Source organism: Enterobacter sp. K16B, assembly GCF_020216105.1.
In the GTDB taxonomy this organism is placed as follows: Bacteria; Pseudomonadota; Gammaproteobacteria; order Enterobacterales; family Enterobacteriaceae; genus Enterobacter; species Enterobacter sichuanensis.
In genome coordinates this window covers 1-14,126 of sequence record NZ_JAIWJZ010000039.1, presented here as the reverse complement: position 1 = coordinate 14,126, position 14,126 = coordinate 1, and the positions used below count along the sequence as shown (strand labels likewise).

The window sequence follows — 14,126 nt, the reverse complement described above, 5'->3', positions numbered from 1 at the left end:
TTTGATATGGAACTTCGTTATCTGCGGTATTTTGTCGCGGTTGCACGCGAGCGACACTTCACCAGGGCGGCCGAAGCGCTGGGTATTTCACAGCCTCCTCTGAGTCAGCAGATCAAACGGCTCGAAGAGGAAGTGGGCACGCCGCTGTTCAGACGCCTGACGCGGGGCGTGGAGCTGACCGAGGCGGGAGAAGCCTTCTACGAGGACGCCTGTAAGATTCTGGCGCTAAGCGACGCCGCGCTGGAGAAAGCCCGCGGCATCGCCCGCGGGCTGAACGGCAGTCTGTCGATTGGCATCACCAGCTCCGACGCTTTTCATCCCAAAATTTTTGCCCTGATTCGCCAGTATCAGGTGCAGAACATGGCGGTGCAGGTTCACCAGGTGGAAGCCAATATGTCGTCGCTGACGACGATGCTGGCGGAGGGTGAACTGGATATCGCCTTCGTGCGCCTGCCGTGCGAGAGCAGCAAGGCCTTCGAGTTAACAATCCTCGACCGGGAGCCGATGGTGGTGGCGCTGCATCGCGACCATCCGCTGGCGACAAGCGGCGATCTGGCGCTGGCTCAGCTCCGGGACACGCCGGTGGTGCTGTTCCCGCAGGAGGTCGCGCCCGGCCTGTACGACCGGGTTCACGGCTGCTGCGAGCGGGCCGGGATTGACGTGCAGCACGCGCTGCAGTCGTCACAGCTTTCATCCTCCCTGAGCATGGTTTCCGCGGGTGGCGGCTTCGCGCTGGTACCGAAATCCATGGCGGCCATTTCTCCGCCGAATGTCACCTACCACGCGCTGAGCTCGCCGGAGCTTTATACCGATATCGCGCTCTGCTGGCGGCGCTTTGAACGCTCGCGGACGGTGAAGCGGTTTCTGGCGATGATGAGCGAGGGATAGCGGCCAGTTTGGTTGGTGGTTTTTGTCGGCCGGGTAAGGCGTAGCCGCCACCCGGCAATGCCCTTCAGGGAGCACAACAACAGGGTTACAATACGGCTATCGAATGCTAAGGTAGATTCCCTTCTGTCTTTCGAAACCCCTGATGTAATGGAAAAGCCCCTGTCCCGTCCACTGACGCCAGCAACGCTAACCGTAAAGAGCGTAAATAGTAGCTATGAATCCAAGGGAAAATATTGTTAATACATTCAGAGAATTGTCTGCCGAATTACAGCGCGCTGCCGAGTTCTCGCTACAGAATACCAATCAACTGGTCGTGCTATCGATGCGCGCCTTCGCCGCTGAAGCCGGTGTAAAACCCGCTACGTTGTTACGACTGGCGCAGCGATTAGGGTACAACGGCTGGGGGGAACTTAAGGACGCTTTCATTGATGAGCTTGGACTGCGTAATGATACATATGTCTCCAAAGCCGAGAAACTGATCGCCAAAGGCACTCAACCCCAGCTGTATGAAGAGGTGTTTCAGGCACATCAGGCCAATCTGGCGTTTACACAAAATGAAAACCATCAGGCCATGGAGCAAGCGGTATCGCTGCTGGACGCGGCGGAGAATGTCTACATTTGCGGCTTCCGTGCCAGCTTTCCTATTGCCTGGTCGCTGTTTTATGTCTATCGATTGTTCAATCGGCAGGTGTCGCTCATTGATGGTCTGGCGAGCAACATCGAGGTGTTCACCCGCGAATTAACAGCACAGGATTGCCTGTTACTCACCAGTTTTGCGCCCTATTCGCGTGAGTCGCTGGATGTTTTACGCGCGGCCCAGCAGGCGGGCGCGACGATTGTCGCCATCACGGATTCCCCCGTCTCACCATTAGCACAGGCTGCCGATTGCACGCTGCTGTTCTCCACAGACAGCCCGTCGTTTTTCCCTTCCGTGGTTTCGGGCATGGGGCTGGCCGAGTGTTTACTGGCGATGCTGGTGGCTCGCCATGGTCGGGATGCGGTGAGTAAAATCGAAAATGCTGAACGCTATCTCATCGACTCGGGTGCGTATGTCGTGCCCCGGAAACCCTGAAAAATGATTCATTTGCCTCCGGCATAAGAAAAGAGAATGCATTTGAATCCAAATAACGTTGACGTGATACAAATGAATCCTGCAAGATGCGCTTTATTAACACAGCGTATTCAGGAGCAGGACCAGCATGAGTCATATTATTCACCGCAGCCTACGCAGCACGCCCGCCGTCGCGGCGCGTGCGCAAGGGGCGTACATTTTTGATGCACAGGGAAAGCAGTATCTGGATGCCTGCGGTGGCGCCGCCGTTTCCTGTTTAGGTCATGCGCATCCTGATGTGCTGGCGGCAATGCATCGCCAGATCGATCAACTGGCCTATGCCCACACCAGTTTTTTTACCAGTGACACCGTTGAACAACTTGCTGAACAGCTGACGCGCACGGCGCCTGGCGATCTTAACTACGCCTATTTCGTTTCGGGCGGTTCGGAAGCGGTCGAAACCGCACTCAAGCTGGCGCGTCAGTATTTTGTTGAGCTCGGCCAGCCGTCGCGCACCAAATTTATCGCCCGTAAACAGAGCTATCATGGCAATACCCTTGGGGCACTCGCGGTGGGAGGCAATGAATGGCGTCGCCGTCAGTTTGCTCCCCTGTTAATCGACGTTATCCGTGTTTCGGCCTGCAATGAGTATCGCGACCGCCGCGCTGACGAAACCCAGCAGCAATATACCACGCGTTTGCTGAACGAACTGGAGCACGCCATTCTTGAGGCCGGTCCGGAGACCATTATTGGTTTCTGCGCAGAAACCGTGGTGGGGGCCACCACCGGCGCCACTCCCCCTACTCCCGGCTATCTTAAAGGGGTACGCAACCTGTGCGATAAATACGGCATTCTCTACATCGCGGATGAAGTCATGTGTGGCATGGGACGCACCGGTACGCTGCATGCGTTTGAACAGGATGATGTGGTGCCGGATTTGGTGACCATCGCGAAGGGACTGGGGGGCGGCTATCAGCCGATTGGTGCAGTACTAGCAAGCGAGAAGATTGTCTCAGCGCTGCAAACCGGCAGCGGTCTGTTCCAGCACGGACACACCTACATTTGTCACGCGACTGCCGCTTCCGCAGCCCTGGCGGTGCAGCAGGTGATTGAGCGCGATAACTTGCTCCAGGCGGTCAGGCAACAGGGGGATTACCTGCACAACGCATTGCGTGAAGTGCTGGGGGAATTACCCCACGTCGGTGATACGCGTGGACGCGGCTTGTTTGCGGGTGTTGAGCTGGTCCGTGATAAAGGCAATAAAACCCCCTTCGATCCTGCTCTGAAACTGCATGCGGCGATCAAAGCAAACTGTATGTCACGCGGACTGATGGTCTATCCGATGGGGGGAACCATTGACGGGCAGTATGGCGACCATATTTTGATCGCCCCACCGTTTATTATCACCCCAGCCCAGCTTGATTTTGTGGTGGACACGCTGAACACCGTGATTCGCGAAGAGACGAGTAAATTATGATCAATCGTTTACCGCCCCTGGCGGAGCATGAGTGGGACGATCGGCAGCGTTCCTTAGCCGAAGAGATCATCAATGGGCCACGCGGTGCCCTGCTGCCTCCCTTCGAGCCGCTGCTGCGCAGTCCTGAGCTGATGGCGCATGCACAACGCATGGGGGAATACCTGCGTTATCGCAGTGCCCTGGGACAGCGTTTGTCGGAGCTGGCGATTTTAATGACCGCACGGCACTGGTCGCAGCCGGTGGAATGGGCAATTCATGCGCCAATAGCTCGCGAGAAAGGCATCTCTGCGGCAGCGGTGCAGGCGATTAATGAAAAACGGCTTCCTGAAGATCTGCAACCGGATGAATGGGTAATTTATCACTTCTGCAAGGAGTTACAGGAGGAGCAGAAGGTCAGCGATGCCACCTGGCAGCAGGCTGTCGCGCTGTGGGGTGAAAAAGGCGTGGTGGATCTGATCGGAATCACGGGTTATTACAGTTTTCTCTCAATGGTAATGAACGGCGCGCAGACGCCGGTACCCGACACGCGGGATGAGATTATTCCCGCATAAGCTATCGTTTTAACGTTGGCGCATGAAAGTGCGCCCTGCCTGTCACTATTTTTATTTCCCACTCCGTCGATTTTATTTCGCCGGATGATATTCATGCACGCTGTTTCACTGACGCCGAGGGTTATTATGTCTGGATTACTGACCAAATTAAAAGTTACGTTAGCGCTGGTCGCTTGTTCCGCCAGTTTTGTGGCAGGCGCGCAGGATAAATTAACAGTTGGAGTTGATACCGCTTTTGTACCCTTTGAATTCAAACAAGGCGATAAATATGTCGGTTTTGATATAGATTTGTGGGATGCCATTGCCAAAAAGATGAATGTCAGCTACGAATTGCGCCCAATGGATTTCGGCGGACTGATTCCCGGTTTGCAATCACGTAATCTTGATGTTGCAATGGCGGGGATTACTATAACCGACGCGCGTAAACAGGTCGTTGATTTCAGCGAGGGTTATTATGATGCTGATTTATTAATGGCGGTTAAAAGCAGCGATAATACCATTACTAAATTCAGCGATTTAGCGGGTAAGAAAGTGGGACTGAAGCAGGGAACAGCGGCGGCCAGTTTTATGAAAAGCAAATATAAGGCGAATTATGTCGAGTTCCCGAATATCGATAACGCCTATCTTGATTTGCAGGCAGGTAATCTTGATGCCGTGGTACATGACTCACCCAACGTGCTCTATTACGTCAAAACGGCAGGTGATGGCAAAGTGAAATCTACCGGCGAGACCGACAGCATTCTGCCGCAGCACTACGGCTTTGCGATGCAGAAAAACAGCACCCTGACGCCAAAGATCAACGCTGCACTGGAGGCCTTACGCGCGGACGGGACTTACAGCAAGATCTACGTGAAGTGGTTTGCGAAACAGCCAAAATAATCCCGCCAGGTCGGAGCGATCCGACCTCGTTGCATCTTAACGGGTAGAATGATGAATTTCGACAGTAAATATATTTGGGAGTCCCTGCCGCTATTGTTGCAAGGACTACAGCTGACGCTGATTATTTCTTTATCAGGTTTATTGGGTGGTTTTGTTATTGGCCTGCTGGCAGGAACCTGCCGTGCGCTTGGAGGAAAGATATCAAAAACCGTCTCGTTAGTCTTTGTCGAGTTAATCCGCGGAACGCCGATTATGGTGCAAGTGATGTTTATTTACTTCGCACTTCCCATGGTGTTACCCGTTCATATTGATCCGGTAACGGCAGCCATTACGACAATTGTGATTAACTCGGGTGCTTATATTGCAGAAATCACCCGCGGGGCGATTCTCTCAATTAATAAAGGATTCAGAGAGGCCAGCCTGGCGATGGGATTATCACAACGCAGTACGCTATGGCATGTCATTATGCCGCTGGCATTACGCCGTATGATCCCTGCGTTAGGTAATCAGTGGATTATTAGTATAAAAGACACCTCGCTGTTTATTGTGATTGGTGTGGCGGAATTGACGCGTCAGGGGCAGGAAATTATTGCCGGTAATTTCCGCGCACTGGAAGTCTGGACCGCAGTGGCAATGATTTACCTGCTGGTAACGCTGTGTCTGAGTTTCCTCCTGAAGCAACTGGAGAAAAGGATCCATATTTTATGAGCATGGTTGAATTTAGCGCAGTGTCGAAGAACTTCGGTTCCACTCTGGTGCTGCACGACATCAATTTAAAAATTGAAGCCGGTGAAGTGGTGGTGATCATTGGTCCTTCCGGTTCGGGTAAATCGACGCTGCTACGCTGCATTAATAAGCTGGAGGAGATTTCCTCCGGCACGCTGCTGGTAGCGGGAATGCATATTACCGATCCTCACGCGAATGAGTGCGATATCCGCCGCGAAGCCGGGATGGTGTTTCAGCAGTTCCATCTCTTCCCCCATCTGACGGCGCTGGAGAATGTGATGTTTGGTCCGGTTCGCGTGCGCAAACAGAGCAAAGCTGCCGCGCGTGAACAGGCACTGGCGCTACTGGACCGTGTGGGCTTACGCGAACGCGCTCATCACTACCCATCAGAGCTCTCGGGCGGTCAGCAGCAGCGCGTGGCCATTGCCAGAGCTCTGGCAGTGAAACCGAAAATGATGCTGTTCGATGAGCCGACCTCAGCGCTGGATCCCGAATTACGGCATGAGGTCCTGAAAGTGATGCGCTCGCTGGCCGAAGAAGGCATGACCATGGTGATAGTGACCCATGAAATCGGCTTCGCCCGCGATGTGGCATCACGGCTCATCTTTATTGATGGCGGCACCATTGCCGAAGATGGTCCACCTGATATGCTGCTGAACAGCAGCGCTAATCCTCGCCTGAAAGAATTTTTGCAGCATGTATCCTGAACAGAAGTGAATGATAACACCATGAAAAAATTAGAAATTAGTGGTTCCGCTTTTGCGGTGGGTCAGGAACTTGGCGCATTCGGCCGCGAGGCCTGGCATGCAAAACTGACGCAAACGGCATTGTGGCAAACCGTTACCGCCATGAAAGACGCAGAACAGACCCGGCGAATGCGCTCTCGCGTCCAGTCTCAGTTTCCCCTGATTTGGCAGGAGCTGGAAGGACTCGCCAGGGGGCTGGAGGCACCGCTTGATGAGGTGTTTGCCTGGAACTGTCGCGGCGATTTGGTGCGCTCTACCTCTGACGGTTGTACCACCGTAGCGGGAAGCACTGCGGAGGGGGAGCTGATTATTGCGCATAACGAAGACGGTTTCCCTCAGCTTCGCAATGATTGCGCCATCGTCAGTATCATCCCTGATGACGGCCTGGCGTTCACCAGTTTTGCCTATCCGGGATCGATTTGCGGACATACCTTTGCCGTAAACGAAAAAGGTGTGGTGAATACGGTGAATAACATTCGCGCTGTACACCGTCCGGACGGAATGCCGCGCCAGATACTCGCCCGCGCCGCGCTGAATGCCGCCACCCTGGATGAAGCCATCACCATACTGACCTCAGAGCCACGCGCCGGAGCCTTTCATCACACGCTGGGGCAACGGGGAGACCGTCGTCTGTTTAGCGTAGAAGCCACGGGAACAGGCTGTTCCATCATGCCGTTGCGGGAGGTTTTCGCTCATGCTAATCACCTTATCCACCCTCAGCTTGCTGCGGTTGAGCAGGTGATCACGGACAGTTCCCGTTCACGGCAAACACGGCTAAACGCCTGGCTTGAGACGCAATCTCAGCTTGATGGTGCGGCGGCACTGGATATTCTTTCTGACCAGCACGACTCCGCGCTCCCGATTTATCGTCTCTCGCCACACGATCCGGATGAAGAGAACACGCTAGCCACGGCCATTTTTACCCTGAGTACCTCGGCAATAAAATGGCAGATATTCACTCACGATCGGCAAAAACCCGTTTTACAGTCTTGTTCCGTCGGCCATAAATCTGGATGACCCAATCTGCAGTTTTTAGTAGGCCGGGTAAGGCGTAGCCGCCACCCGGCAATGGCCTTCTGGAAGCCGCCTCGCAAACCTGCAAGCAACCTTATGTAATTCAGGGGCATCCCTTTTCATCCCTTCATCACGGCCGTAAAGTGCCTGCGTTGCGGCATATTCGTAACCGGGCGTAGGAACCCGTTAGCATAACATGTCATTTTTTTGCCCGAAGAGGATGCTAAATGGCGACTATCCCTGCATTTTCTTACGCGCTCTCTGAAGAAAGCGCTGTTTATCACCTTATTAACCTTCAGCTCCCCGATTCTGCGGATCTTTTCGAGCTGGCTGATACCTGCGCTGCATATGTCAGCGTGCTGGTGGAAACTGACGATGCAGTAACGTTTGCCACACTCTGCAGACGATTGCTGGCCGTGCTCAAACGGCTGCGGGAGTGCTGTGACGCCGAGCTTCCGCCGTATCTGGTTGAACAGCTGATTGCGGGAGAAAAGCTGACCTCCTGCGTACCGGACTGCTGGCAGGAGACGGCGTTGCAGGTGGATTATGCTGTCGCGTTGACGCTGGCGGTAATGGGCGGTGCACTGCCTGCGAGCGTGGCGAGAGCGCTCACCGGGCTATTGCATGATATGGTCTGGTTGTTGGCGGAATTCGTGAAGGAGCCGTATCTCACGGCACACTGAGGCCGGAATGCTACCGAAGCAAGGTACGGTTTCGGCCAGATACCCCTCTCTTTTCCTGGTAATTGTCTGCGGCAAGCCATCTGTTACTCTGGCTGAGTTCAAAGGATGACAAGGAAGAGAGATGCTAAACCCAGGATTTGTTACCCACAAAGCGCTTTCTCACTGGCGTGATGCTCCTGTTTTCCTGCCCCAGTTTCAGTTTCATGAGAAACATCGAACGGTTATACATACTGCTCATCCAGAAACTATTCTGCCGTTGATTGCACACTTTGACGTCCGGCAAGACCCCGTGATTCGGCGACTAATGTCTTTGCGCCAAATACCGCAGAAATTACTGCGCAACACGCAGTCTAACGCGATCGGCAACTTTGGTTTGCACAGCTTTACCCTGTTGAAAAGTTCACCCTCTGAGCTGTGCTATGGCTTAAGAGGGCAATTCTGGCGTACGGATTTCGGTCTGGAAAACGTGCCGGACGCGAATACTTTTCAGACGCCCGCTGCGCCGGGCAGCGCGAAACTGCTGTTGCGCTATCAGGTAACGGAACTGGCGCCAGGCCAACATGAGCTCTCTACGGAAACCTTCGTCTATTGTCCGGACAGAAGCACCAGGCTAAGGATGACAGCTTACTGGCTGGTAATACGGGCGGGCAGCGGCTGGATCCGTAAGAGGACGCTGGAGGCTGTTAAAGCGAATATTGAAAGTCAGGAGTGAGGTTCGCCTGTGAAATGTTCCGCATGGGACCCTCGCGGGAAAAGTTTCCGCACGTAAATGGATTGAACAATGGAGATTTTAATGAATAAGCGCGCTATTGCCAGTTTGCTTTTACTTAGTGCATTTGCCGTAAATGCTGCTGATGGCGGTAAGGGTGGTGATGGAGGAAATGGGTCTGATGGCGGAAACGGTTCTGATGGCACCGTCTCATCTGATGGCCGGGCGGGATGTCCGGGCGGAACAAATCCGGATCGATCAGGGAATTTTTATCTTCCCGGAACAAAACAGCAATGCAACCCGGGGAAGCAGGATGCAATGAAAAACGCCAGGCAATAAGATAAAGCGTGGCGATACGCTAACTCATCCTGATTCCATTTCCTCACCAGCCCCCTGCTCCCGGAAAAAATTTAGCAAGGTAACAGACAAGCGTCCGCCAAACTGAACGAAGACACAGACAGATAAGCGTTTGTTGAAAGCTTCTCACGAAAAATCAATTTGAACTCTTCGGGTTGCATGAGGTTGAAAAGCGCTATCGGCCCAGTGTGATTTTAAAAATAAAATTGGCCTTATTTGGGATCGGTATATTCATCCTTTGTTTATGCGCCTGTTCACGATATCATTCACATAATGTTCAATCGAAATATTGTGCTCCCGATTAATCTGAGAAATGAATGCGCTGAGATGCTCTTGCGATGCATGCAGGACAGTGGCAATAAGGTTATCAAAATCGTTCTGCGTAAATCTGTTATGTCCCTTCAACGTCGAACGCTGGAGCAAAGTGTGAGCGGTCACTTCCAGGACGGCCCGCCGGTAATGATCGGACAGCAAGACGTCAAGATCGGTCTGACGAATATCAAACTCAAAATGAAAACTGACAAATCCCGATTCGACAGGTATTGAATAAATCAGTTTGTCACCTAATTGCTCAACGTACGGTTCATATCCTTCGCCCATTACTCGCGTCGTCTGCATGTAATCCCTCTCCTTTGATGTATTGAATTAATTTCACTTGAAAAAATATACAGCATTACTCTTTTAAATCTTGCTTAATATACCTGTAAGAAACACAGAGAACATCACCTCGCTAAAAATAACATTTTCGCCATACTGGTTTACCTTGAAAGAAAATAATTAGCCATAAAAATAATTATAAAACGCATTGAAATTTTCATTACCGATAAGTGGAACAATTCTTTCCCGCAACTCATCAATGAAATTATCTTTTACTTCGTCATTATCATCTGCTATATCAAAGATATCATAGTGACCATATACCAAATCAATTAGCTCAGCTAGAGAAAATATGAACCCAGAGAGACTACTGGCTATCTGAAACGGTTCAATGACATCATAACTTGCATAAACAGAGGAATTCCCTTCATCGATAACCGCAATTATAGGTTTACCTCCACCTAAATCATCACCAATAACAAGATAATTATCTGGTAAGTATTCATAACCACTTTGAGCCTTCGCGAGCTCATTGACAGAGTGAATTTTAATTGGTGTGAAACCTGTTTCAATCTTTAAGTTTTCAGGATTATAATTTTTATATAAGAAATCGACATCTGTTGAACGAGGTAAGTTGGACGGGAATGTATTATCCAGGTCACTGACGGTGCTGAAACTCCCGGACAGCGAGTGTTTATTGCAAATAATAATAAATTGTTTTAATGCTTTTTCAATCTCATTCACCATGATCTCAGACTCATCCATAAATATAGCCCTCAGTAATAACCCATTAATTTAGCACAACATTTGCAGAATGCATTATCTTCTGACAAGCTAAGTAAAGCAATTTCCGATTACTCTCTCGTTCTTTAAATCAAAGCTCTATGAAGTTATCGTTCTCGAGATAAAAATTCAAACCTGATATGAAATCCTCAACAGATGGTTTTTCTCTTTGGACAGAGATATTATATAATACATCAATAAATTGTTCTCCATAGAAAAAGAGCTCTAGCGAATTTTCGACAACAAAATCGGGGTATACTTCCTCATCGTCATCACTAATGACAGGATAGTTATCTAAATAACAAACAAGATCTTCTTTAGCAGAGGATTCATATTCTTTTGTATACACACAAAAATTATCCAATGTGTACCCATTCATAATTCCAAATATTAAATCATATAAACTATAAGCTTTTCTGTATTCTAAATGATTCATATACATAATCCTTAATTGTCTATCTTTTATGCTTTATAAAGAAAGTTGTTAATGATAGGATAATAAACCCATTGAATTATATTTTAAACAATTTTTATAATCTGGAAATCATTTCATGGACCATATTTACTTACTTTAATCATAGTTATATTAATAAAGAGGGGTCAACAAACTCTATTCCTTTCATGTTATTCTTAGAAAGTAACTCTTTAAATTCATTTGAAATAATTATGCAAGCTTTATACTCACTACATCTTGCCATACTAAAATCTTCAATAACATTTTCTTTGAAGACTATTTTACTAAACTTCCTTGGACCATTAGGCAAATAACTTAATATAGGTTGACTTTCCGAAGCTTCCATATCGATGCATGAAACCTCTCTTAGTATATTAATTATTTTATACCCTTGGTGCTTGTTTTCATTTACAGATACAGTAGCATCAATAAGTTGAAAATCAGTCCAAAAAACATCGTGACAAGAAATTAGCGATGCCAGCCTGGGGGATATGAATATAGGCCCATCACTATAATAAAAATCATATGCAAGCAGTGCCTTCTCACTCACCTTTGATTTTAATGTAAAAAAATGCCCCTCGTAAGTTTCAATTAATTTACATTGAGAAAAAGCACTTCCAGATATGTCAGGGTGCTGGTATTCAAACCAATAATTATTGGGATAATCACAAGCAATTCTTAACCAATACATATCTAACGCCCTCTATTTCAAAACATATTTATGAATGCTATATTCATTTTTTTAATTCTAGCTGTATAGCTTTTATACTCATTTTACTAACCGGGGTGAGTACGATACACTCCGCAACTTTATTTAAAGATAATTAATCTCACATTTCCCAATAATATCGAAAACGTGGTCGTATGTGCATAGAACTACTCGTTGCAGATCATCTTCCCTTTCAGTTTCGATTAAATCAAAGCTCGACTGTAAATTCCCATCATAAGGATAATCATCTATTTTATACACAGACATCATTTCGATGTTACTGAATAAAAACTCAATACGAACATCAGGAGCATCTTTTATACCTGGTTTACAAGAAGATAAACTTAAAGAAGCTTTCACCAAAAAATTAAAGGGGCAAAGTTTTAGCTCGGTGCCAGATACTATCAAAGCATCACGACCATAAATCAAACCATACTTTGTTTCTATTGCCTTTATATTCATATCAACGATACTCTGTTGTGCATATCGAATTAAATTCTTAACCATTTGAAACTATGTAGCTTTAAATATTAAAAATTTTGCGGAGTTAGTATTTAAAACACGGGTGCGTAATCATTTTTAAATTATATAAAATTTCTTTCCCTGATGCCTGGTATTAACACCATTATTATTTAGAGGAATTTTATAGACGTAAGTAAAAAATCAAAAAAACATTCTTCATAAAAATATCATCTGTATTATAAAAGCCGGAATAATTAATATTAATCCAGATTTTATTAATCAGTTATCTTTACGAGTACTGCCAAAAACCAGCTATAGTATTTCCGCCGGATATTTTTTTATACAAATACAAAGCACCGTAACCAAAGATGTAATCACCATCAAGCAATGCATCTGGATAATAGTCTTCATCTATCTGCATGAAAAATTGATAACCATCCTTTTGTAAAGCATCTAAATAATAATCTTCAGATTGTATTAACCTTGCTTCTTCGGTTTTAGTGATAAAATCAAACTCTTCACTTTCAACTTTATCATACCCAACAATAGCTGCCTTATTAATGTGTTTTATCGTAAATGCATCATTATTGCTTTCATCAGAAAAAGTATGCGTGAAAACTTTTACCGAACAATTAGGGTAGATATTGTTATCAATCATATCGTCATATCTTTCCGGAATAACTATCGTAATATACTCATGTCCATCATCAGGATTCTGAACTGTCAAATAAAACTTATAACCTTGAATATCATCTAGTTTATCTAAAAAGAATTCAGGAATATTTCCACCTATCCGCCCAATGACATTACCATCAGAAAAGATACTTATTTTAGAAATTAGATTACATTTAATCATTTCTTAAACTCACTCCCATAAAAAGTACATTCTCTCTTTCCTAATTCGCATAACCATTTCTGCGAACAAATTCTTCGCATCTTTAAGTCACATTTATGATTAACTACAATGCACGTCTCTTTAGGTATGATTAAAAAATAAACTAATAAAGACCGGAAAAGTTTATTTTTTTGCCAGCTAATAGATTTAATAAAGCCTGGAGTCTGAGCGTGTTTCAACATCTCTTGTACCAAGTTGATTCGTTTTTTCAAAAATCAAATCATAGCAATAGATAGTCTCTTCCCCCTTTAATAAATGAACACCTTCAAGGCTCACTTTATATATTCCTTTAGGAACATCAGCGTTAATCCAACCAGTATAATCTTCCCACTCCCAAAATACTGCCATATCAGCAACATATAAATCACCAGTTACATTAAGATAGAAATATTTATCCGTGAATATAACCTCTCTGTCTTCATTGTCGGGGAATTCATTTAAAAAGAGCCTAACAACATAGCCACCATCATCAAGGCCCATAATAGGTAAGGCAATACCTTCATTAAGCACAAGCTCCCCTTTGTCTGTGGTAGTGAACTCCTCGAGAATGTTTTCTCCATCATCTATCTTCCCACCAAATGGGGCCAGTATTCCTGGATAATCGAAAATTATTATCCCGTTAAAATCCACATCAGTGCCAATTGTTTTAACCACATCTGCCTCCTGATGCCTTACCTGTTTGTTTATTATTGAACCACTCCAACAGTTTTGAATGTGCTTCTTTAGGAGTGACATTTCTGGCTAAGATTTCACCCGTCGAAGCAATCTTTAAATCGCCTCTTATGTGTGAAACGGAATCTAAATTACGGCTAGACGCATTGAATAAATCTTCCGCGGCCCCCTGCCACGGCCCCTGAATTTTTCCAATATCGTTTTTAATAGCTCTATGTAGTTCTTCATGCATTCCAGCACTATAAGGATCCGGGAAAAACGTTGGCGTATTTTTCATAGTACCAGGATCGGTTAGCCCAATGCTGTTGGCCTTGTTTCGTGGGATTAAATGGTGTCCCATACCATTTGGGTTCCATGCCCATGGCATTAACCCTAATGGATCTATCCAGGTAATTGGATTAGGAACGTATGAATATAAATTAAAACCGCCATTCAACCCAATCGGATCCTGCACAATAAACCGCCCGACCTGT

19 protein-coding genes are annotated in these 14,126 nt (G+C 47.0%); 11 read left to right on the top strand and 8 right to left on the bottom strand.

The annotated features are described in order from the left end of the window. Positions 1 to 6 precede the first annotated feature (6 nt). From LDK53_RS10010 to LDK53_RS09960, 11 genes are all read left to right on the top strand, one after another. Positions 7 to 888 carry a LysR family transcriptional regulator gene (locus LDK53_RS10010; protein ID WP_225286545.1) on the top strand — a complete coding sequence of 294 codons (882 nt, stop codon included), beginning with the start codon at positions 7 to 9 and terminating at the stop codon, positions 886 to 888. Between the two features lie 214 nt (positions 889 to 1,102). Continuing rightward, on the top strand, positions 1,103 to 1,960 hold the full coding sequence (locus LDK53_RS10005) for a MurR/RpiR family transcriptional regulator (protein WP_025759689.1): 858 nt from the start codon (positions 1,103 to 1,105) through the stop codon (positions 1,958 to 1,960). A gap of 127 nt (positions 1,961 to 2,087) precedes the next feature. Then, positions 2,088 to 3,416, top strand: a complete 1,329-nt coding sequence (locus tag LDK53_RS10000; RefSeq protein WP_059386198.1) for an aspartate aminotransferase family protein — start codon at positions 2,088 to 2,090, stop codon at positions 3,414 to 3,416. Beyond that, positions 3,413 to 3,967, top strand: coding sequence for a carboxymuconolactone decarboxylase family protein (locus LDK53_RS09995; RefSeq protein WP_176472018.1), 555 nt, complete (start codon positions 3,413 to 3,415; stop codon positions 3,965 to 3,967). The genes LDK53_RS10000 and LDK53_RS09995 overlap by 4 nt, the downstream gene beginning before the upstream one ends. 126 nt (positions 3,968 to 4,093) lie before the next feature. Continuing rightward, positions 4,094 to 4,846: a glutamine ABC transporter substrate-binding protein GlnH gene (gene glnH, locus LDK53_RS09990; protein ID WP_225286543.1), complete on the top strand. Its 753-nt coding sequence runs from the start codon at positions 4,094 to 4,096 to the stop codon at positions 4,844 to 4,846. A 51-nt stretch (positions 4,847 to 4,897) separates the two neighbouring features. Further along, positions 4,898 to 5,554 carry a glutamine ABC transporter permease GlnP gene (gene glnP / locus LDK53_RS09985; protein WP_025759694.1) on the top strand — a complete coding sequence of 219 codons (657 nt, stop codon included), beginning with the start codon at positions 4,898 to 4,900 and terminating at the stop codon, positions 5,552 to 5,554. Between the two features lie 2 nt (positions 5,555 to 5,556). Beyond that, positions 5,557 to 6,279: a glutamine ABC transporter ATP-binding protein GlnQ gene (gene glnQ, locus LDK53_RS09980; RefSeq protein ID WP_225286772.1), complete on the top strand. Its 723-nt coding sequence runs from the start codon at positions 5,557 to 5,559 to the stop codon at positions 6,277 to 6,279. A gap of 21 nt (positions 6,280 to 6,300) precedes the next feature. Continuing rightward, positions 6,301 to 7,335, top strand: coding sequence for a C45 family autoproteolytic acyltransferase/hydolase (locus tag LDK53_RS09975; protein ID WP_225286531.1), 1,035 nt, complete (start codon positions 6,301 to 6,303; stop codon positions 7,333 to 7,335). A gap of 224 nt (positions 7,336 to 7,559) precedes the next feature. Beyond that, positions 7,560 to 8,015, top strand: coding sequence for a hypothetical protein (locus LDK53_RS09970; protein WP_059386195.1), 456 nt, complete (start codon positions 7,560 to 7,562; stop codon positions 8,013 to 8,015). A 121-nt stretch (positions 8,016 to 8,136) separates the two neighbouring features. After that, on the top strand, positions 8,137 to 8,727 hold the full coding sequence (locus LDK53_RS09965) for a hypothetical protein (RefSeq protein WP_225286511.1): 591 nt from the start codon (positions 8,137 to 8,139) through the stop codon (positions 8,725 to 8,727). 69 nt (positions 8,728 to 8,796) lie between these two features. Beyond that, positions 8,797 to 9,063 (top strand): hypothetical protein, encoded by a 267-nt coding sequence (locus tag LDK53_RS09960; RefSeq protein ID WP_225286492.1) that lies wholly within the window; start codon positions 8,797 to 8,799, stop codon positions 9,061 to 9,063. Positions 9,064 to 9,312: 249 nt separating this feature from the next. Here the strand turns inward: LDK53_RS09960 and LDK53_RS09955 are convergent, their stop codons facing one another. From LDK53_RS09955 to LDK53_RS09920, 8 genes are all read right to left on the bottom strand, one after another. Further along, positions 9,313 to 9,699 carry a hypothetical protein gene (locus LDK53_RS09955; RefSeq protein ID WP_047957963.1) on the bottom strand — a complete coding sequence of 129 codons (387 nt, stop codon included), beginning with the start codon at positions 9,697 to 9,699 and terminating at the stop codon, positions 9,313 to 9,315. 159 nt (positions 9,700 to 9,858) lie between these two features. Continuing rightward, positions 9,859 to 10,443 carry a hypothetical protein gene (locus tag LDK53_RS09950; protein ID WP_225286480.1) on the bottom strand — a complete coding sequence of 195 codons (585 nt, stop codon included), beginning with the start codon at positions 10,441 to 10,443 and terminating at the stop codon, positions 9,859 to 9,861. 109 nt (positions 10,444 to 10,552) lie between these two features. Continuing rightward, positions 10,553 to 10,897: a hypothetical protein gene (locus LDK53_RS09945; RefSeq protein ID WP_225286470.1), complete on the bottom strand. Its 345-nt coding sequence runs from the start codon at positions 10,895 to 10,897 to the stop codon at positions 10,553 to 10,555. Between the two features lie 145 nt (positions 10,898 to 11,042). Beyond that, entirely contained in the window at positions 11,043 to 11,606 is a 564-nt protein-coding gene (locus LDK53_RS09940; protein WP_225286468.1) for an imm11 family protein, read from the bottom strand. 123 nt (positions 11,607 to 11,729) lie between these two features. Further along, entirely contained in the window at positions 11,730 to 12,131 is a 402-nt protein-coding gene (locus LDK53_RS09935) for a hypothetical protein (RefSeq protein ID WP_225286457.1), read from the bottom strand. Between the two features lie 244 nt (positions 12,132 to 12,375). Continuing rightward, positions 12,376 to 12,942, bottom strand: coding sequence for a hypothetical protein (locus LDK53_RS09930; RefSeq protein WP_225286447.1), 567 nt, complete (start codon positions 12,940 to 12,942; stop codon positions 12,376 to 12,378). A 186-nt stretch (positions 12,943 to 13,128) separates the two neighbouring features. Beyond that, entirely contained in the window at positions 13,129 to 13,635 is a 507-nt protein-coding gene (locus tag LDK53_RS09925; protein ID WP_225286445.1) for a hypothetical protein, read from the bottom strand. Further along, positions 13,628 to 14,126, bottom strand: a 499-nt coding sequence (locus LDK53_RS09920) for an RHS repeat-associated core domain-containing protein (protein ID WP_225286443.1), incomplete at its 5' end; no start/stop codon positions are given. The genes LDK53_RS09920 and LDK53_RS09925, both read right to left, overlap by 8 nt.

Bases quoted from the DNA above. Each gene is read 5' to 3' on its own strand.
- LDK53_RS10010 (WP_225286545.1), top strand. From the start codon at position 7: ATGGAACTTCGTTATCTGCGGTATTTTGTCGCGGTTGCACGCGAGCGA.
- LDK53_RS10005 (WP_025759689.1), top strand. From the start codon at position 1,103: ATGAATCCAAGGGAAAATATTGTTAATACATTCAGAGAATTGTCTGCC.
- LDK53_RS10000 (WP_059386198.1), top strand. From the start codon at position 2,088: ATGAGTCATATTATTCACCGCAGCCTACGCAGCACGCCCGCCGTCGCG.
- LDK53_RS09995 (WP_176472018.1), top strand. From the start codon at position 3,413: ATGATCAATCGTTTACCGCCCCTGGCGGAGCATGAGTGGGACGATCGG.
- glnH (WP_225286543.1), top strand. From the start codon at position 4,094: ATGTCTGGATTACTGACCAAATTAAAAGTTACGTTAGCGCTGGTCGCT.
- glnP (WP_025759694.1), top strand. From the start codon at position 4,898: ATGAATTTCGACAGTAAATATATTTGGGAGTCCCTGCCGCTATTGTTG.
- glnQ (WP_225286772.1), top strand. From the start codon at position 5,557: ATGGTTGAATTTAGCGCAGTGTCGAAGAACTTCGGTTCCACTCTGGTG.
- LDK53_RS09975 (WP_225286531.1), top strand. From the start codon at position 6,301: ATGAAAAAATTAGAAATTAGTGGTTCCGCTTTTGCGGTGGGTCAGGAA.
- LDK53_RS09970 (WP_059386195.1), top strand. From the start codon at position 7,560: ATGGCGACTATCCCTGCATTTTCTTACGCGCTCTCTGAAGAAAGCGCT.
- LDK53_RS09965 (WP_225286511.1), top strand. From the start codon at position 8,137: ATGCTAAACCCAGGATTTGTTACCCACAAAGCGCTTTCTCACTGGCGT.
- LDK53_RS09960 (WP_225286492.1), top strand. From the start codon at position 8,797: ATGGAGATTTTAATGAATAAGCGCGCTATTGCCAGTTTGCTTTTACTT.
- LDK53_RS09955 (WP_047957963.1), bottom strand. From the start codon at position 9,699: ATGCAGACGACGCGAGTAATGGGCGAAGGATATGAACCGTACGTTGAG.
- LDK53_RS09950 (WP_225286480.1), bottom strand. From the start codon at position 10,443: ATGGATGAGTCTGAGATCATGGTGAATGAGATTGAAAAAGCATTAAAA.
- LDK53_RS09945 (WP_225286470.1), bottom strand. From the start codon at position 10,897: ATGAATCATTTAGAATACAGAAAAGCTTATAGTTTATATGATTTAATA.
- LDK53_RS09940 (WP_225286468.1), bottom strand. From the start codon at position 11,606: ATGTATTGGTTAAGAATTGCTTGTGATTATCCCAATAATTATTGGTTT.
- LDK53_RS09935 (WP_225286457.1), bottom strand. From the start codon at position 12,131: ATGGTTAAGAATTTAATTCGATATGCACAACAGAGTATCGTTGATATG.
- LDK53_RS09930 (WP_225286447.1), bottom strand. From the start codon at position 12,942: ATGATTAAATGTAATCTAATTTCTAAAATAAGTATCTTTTCTGATGGT.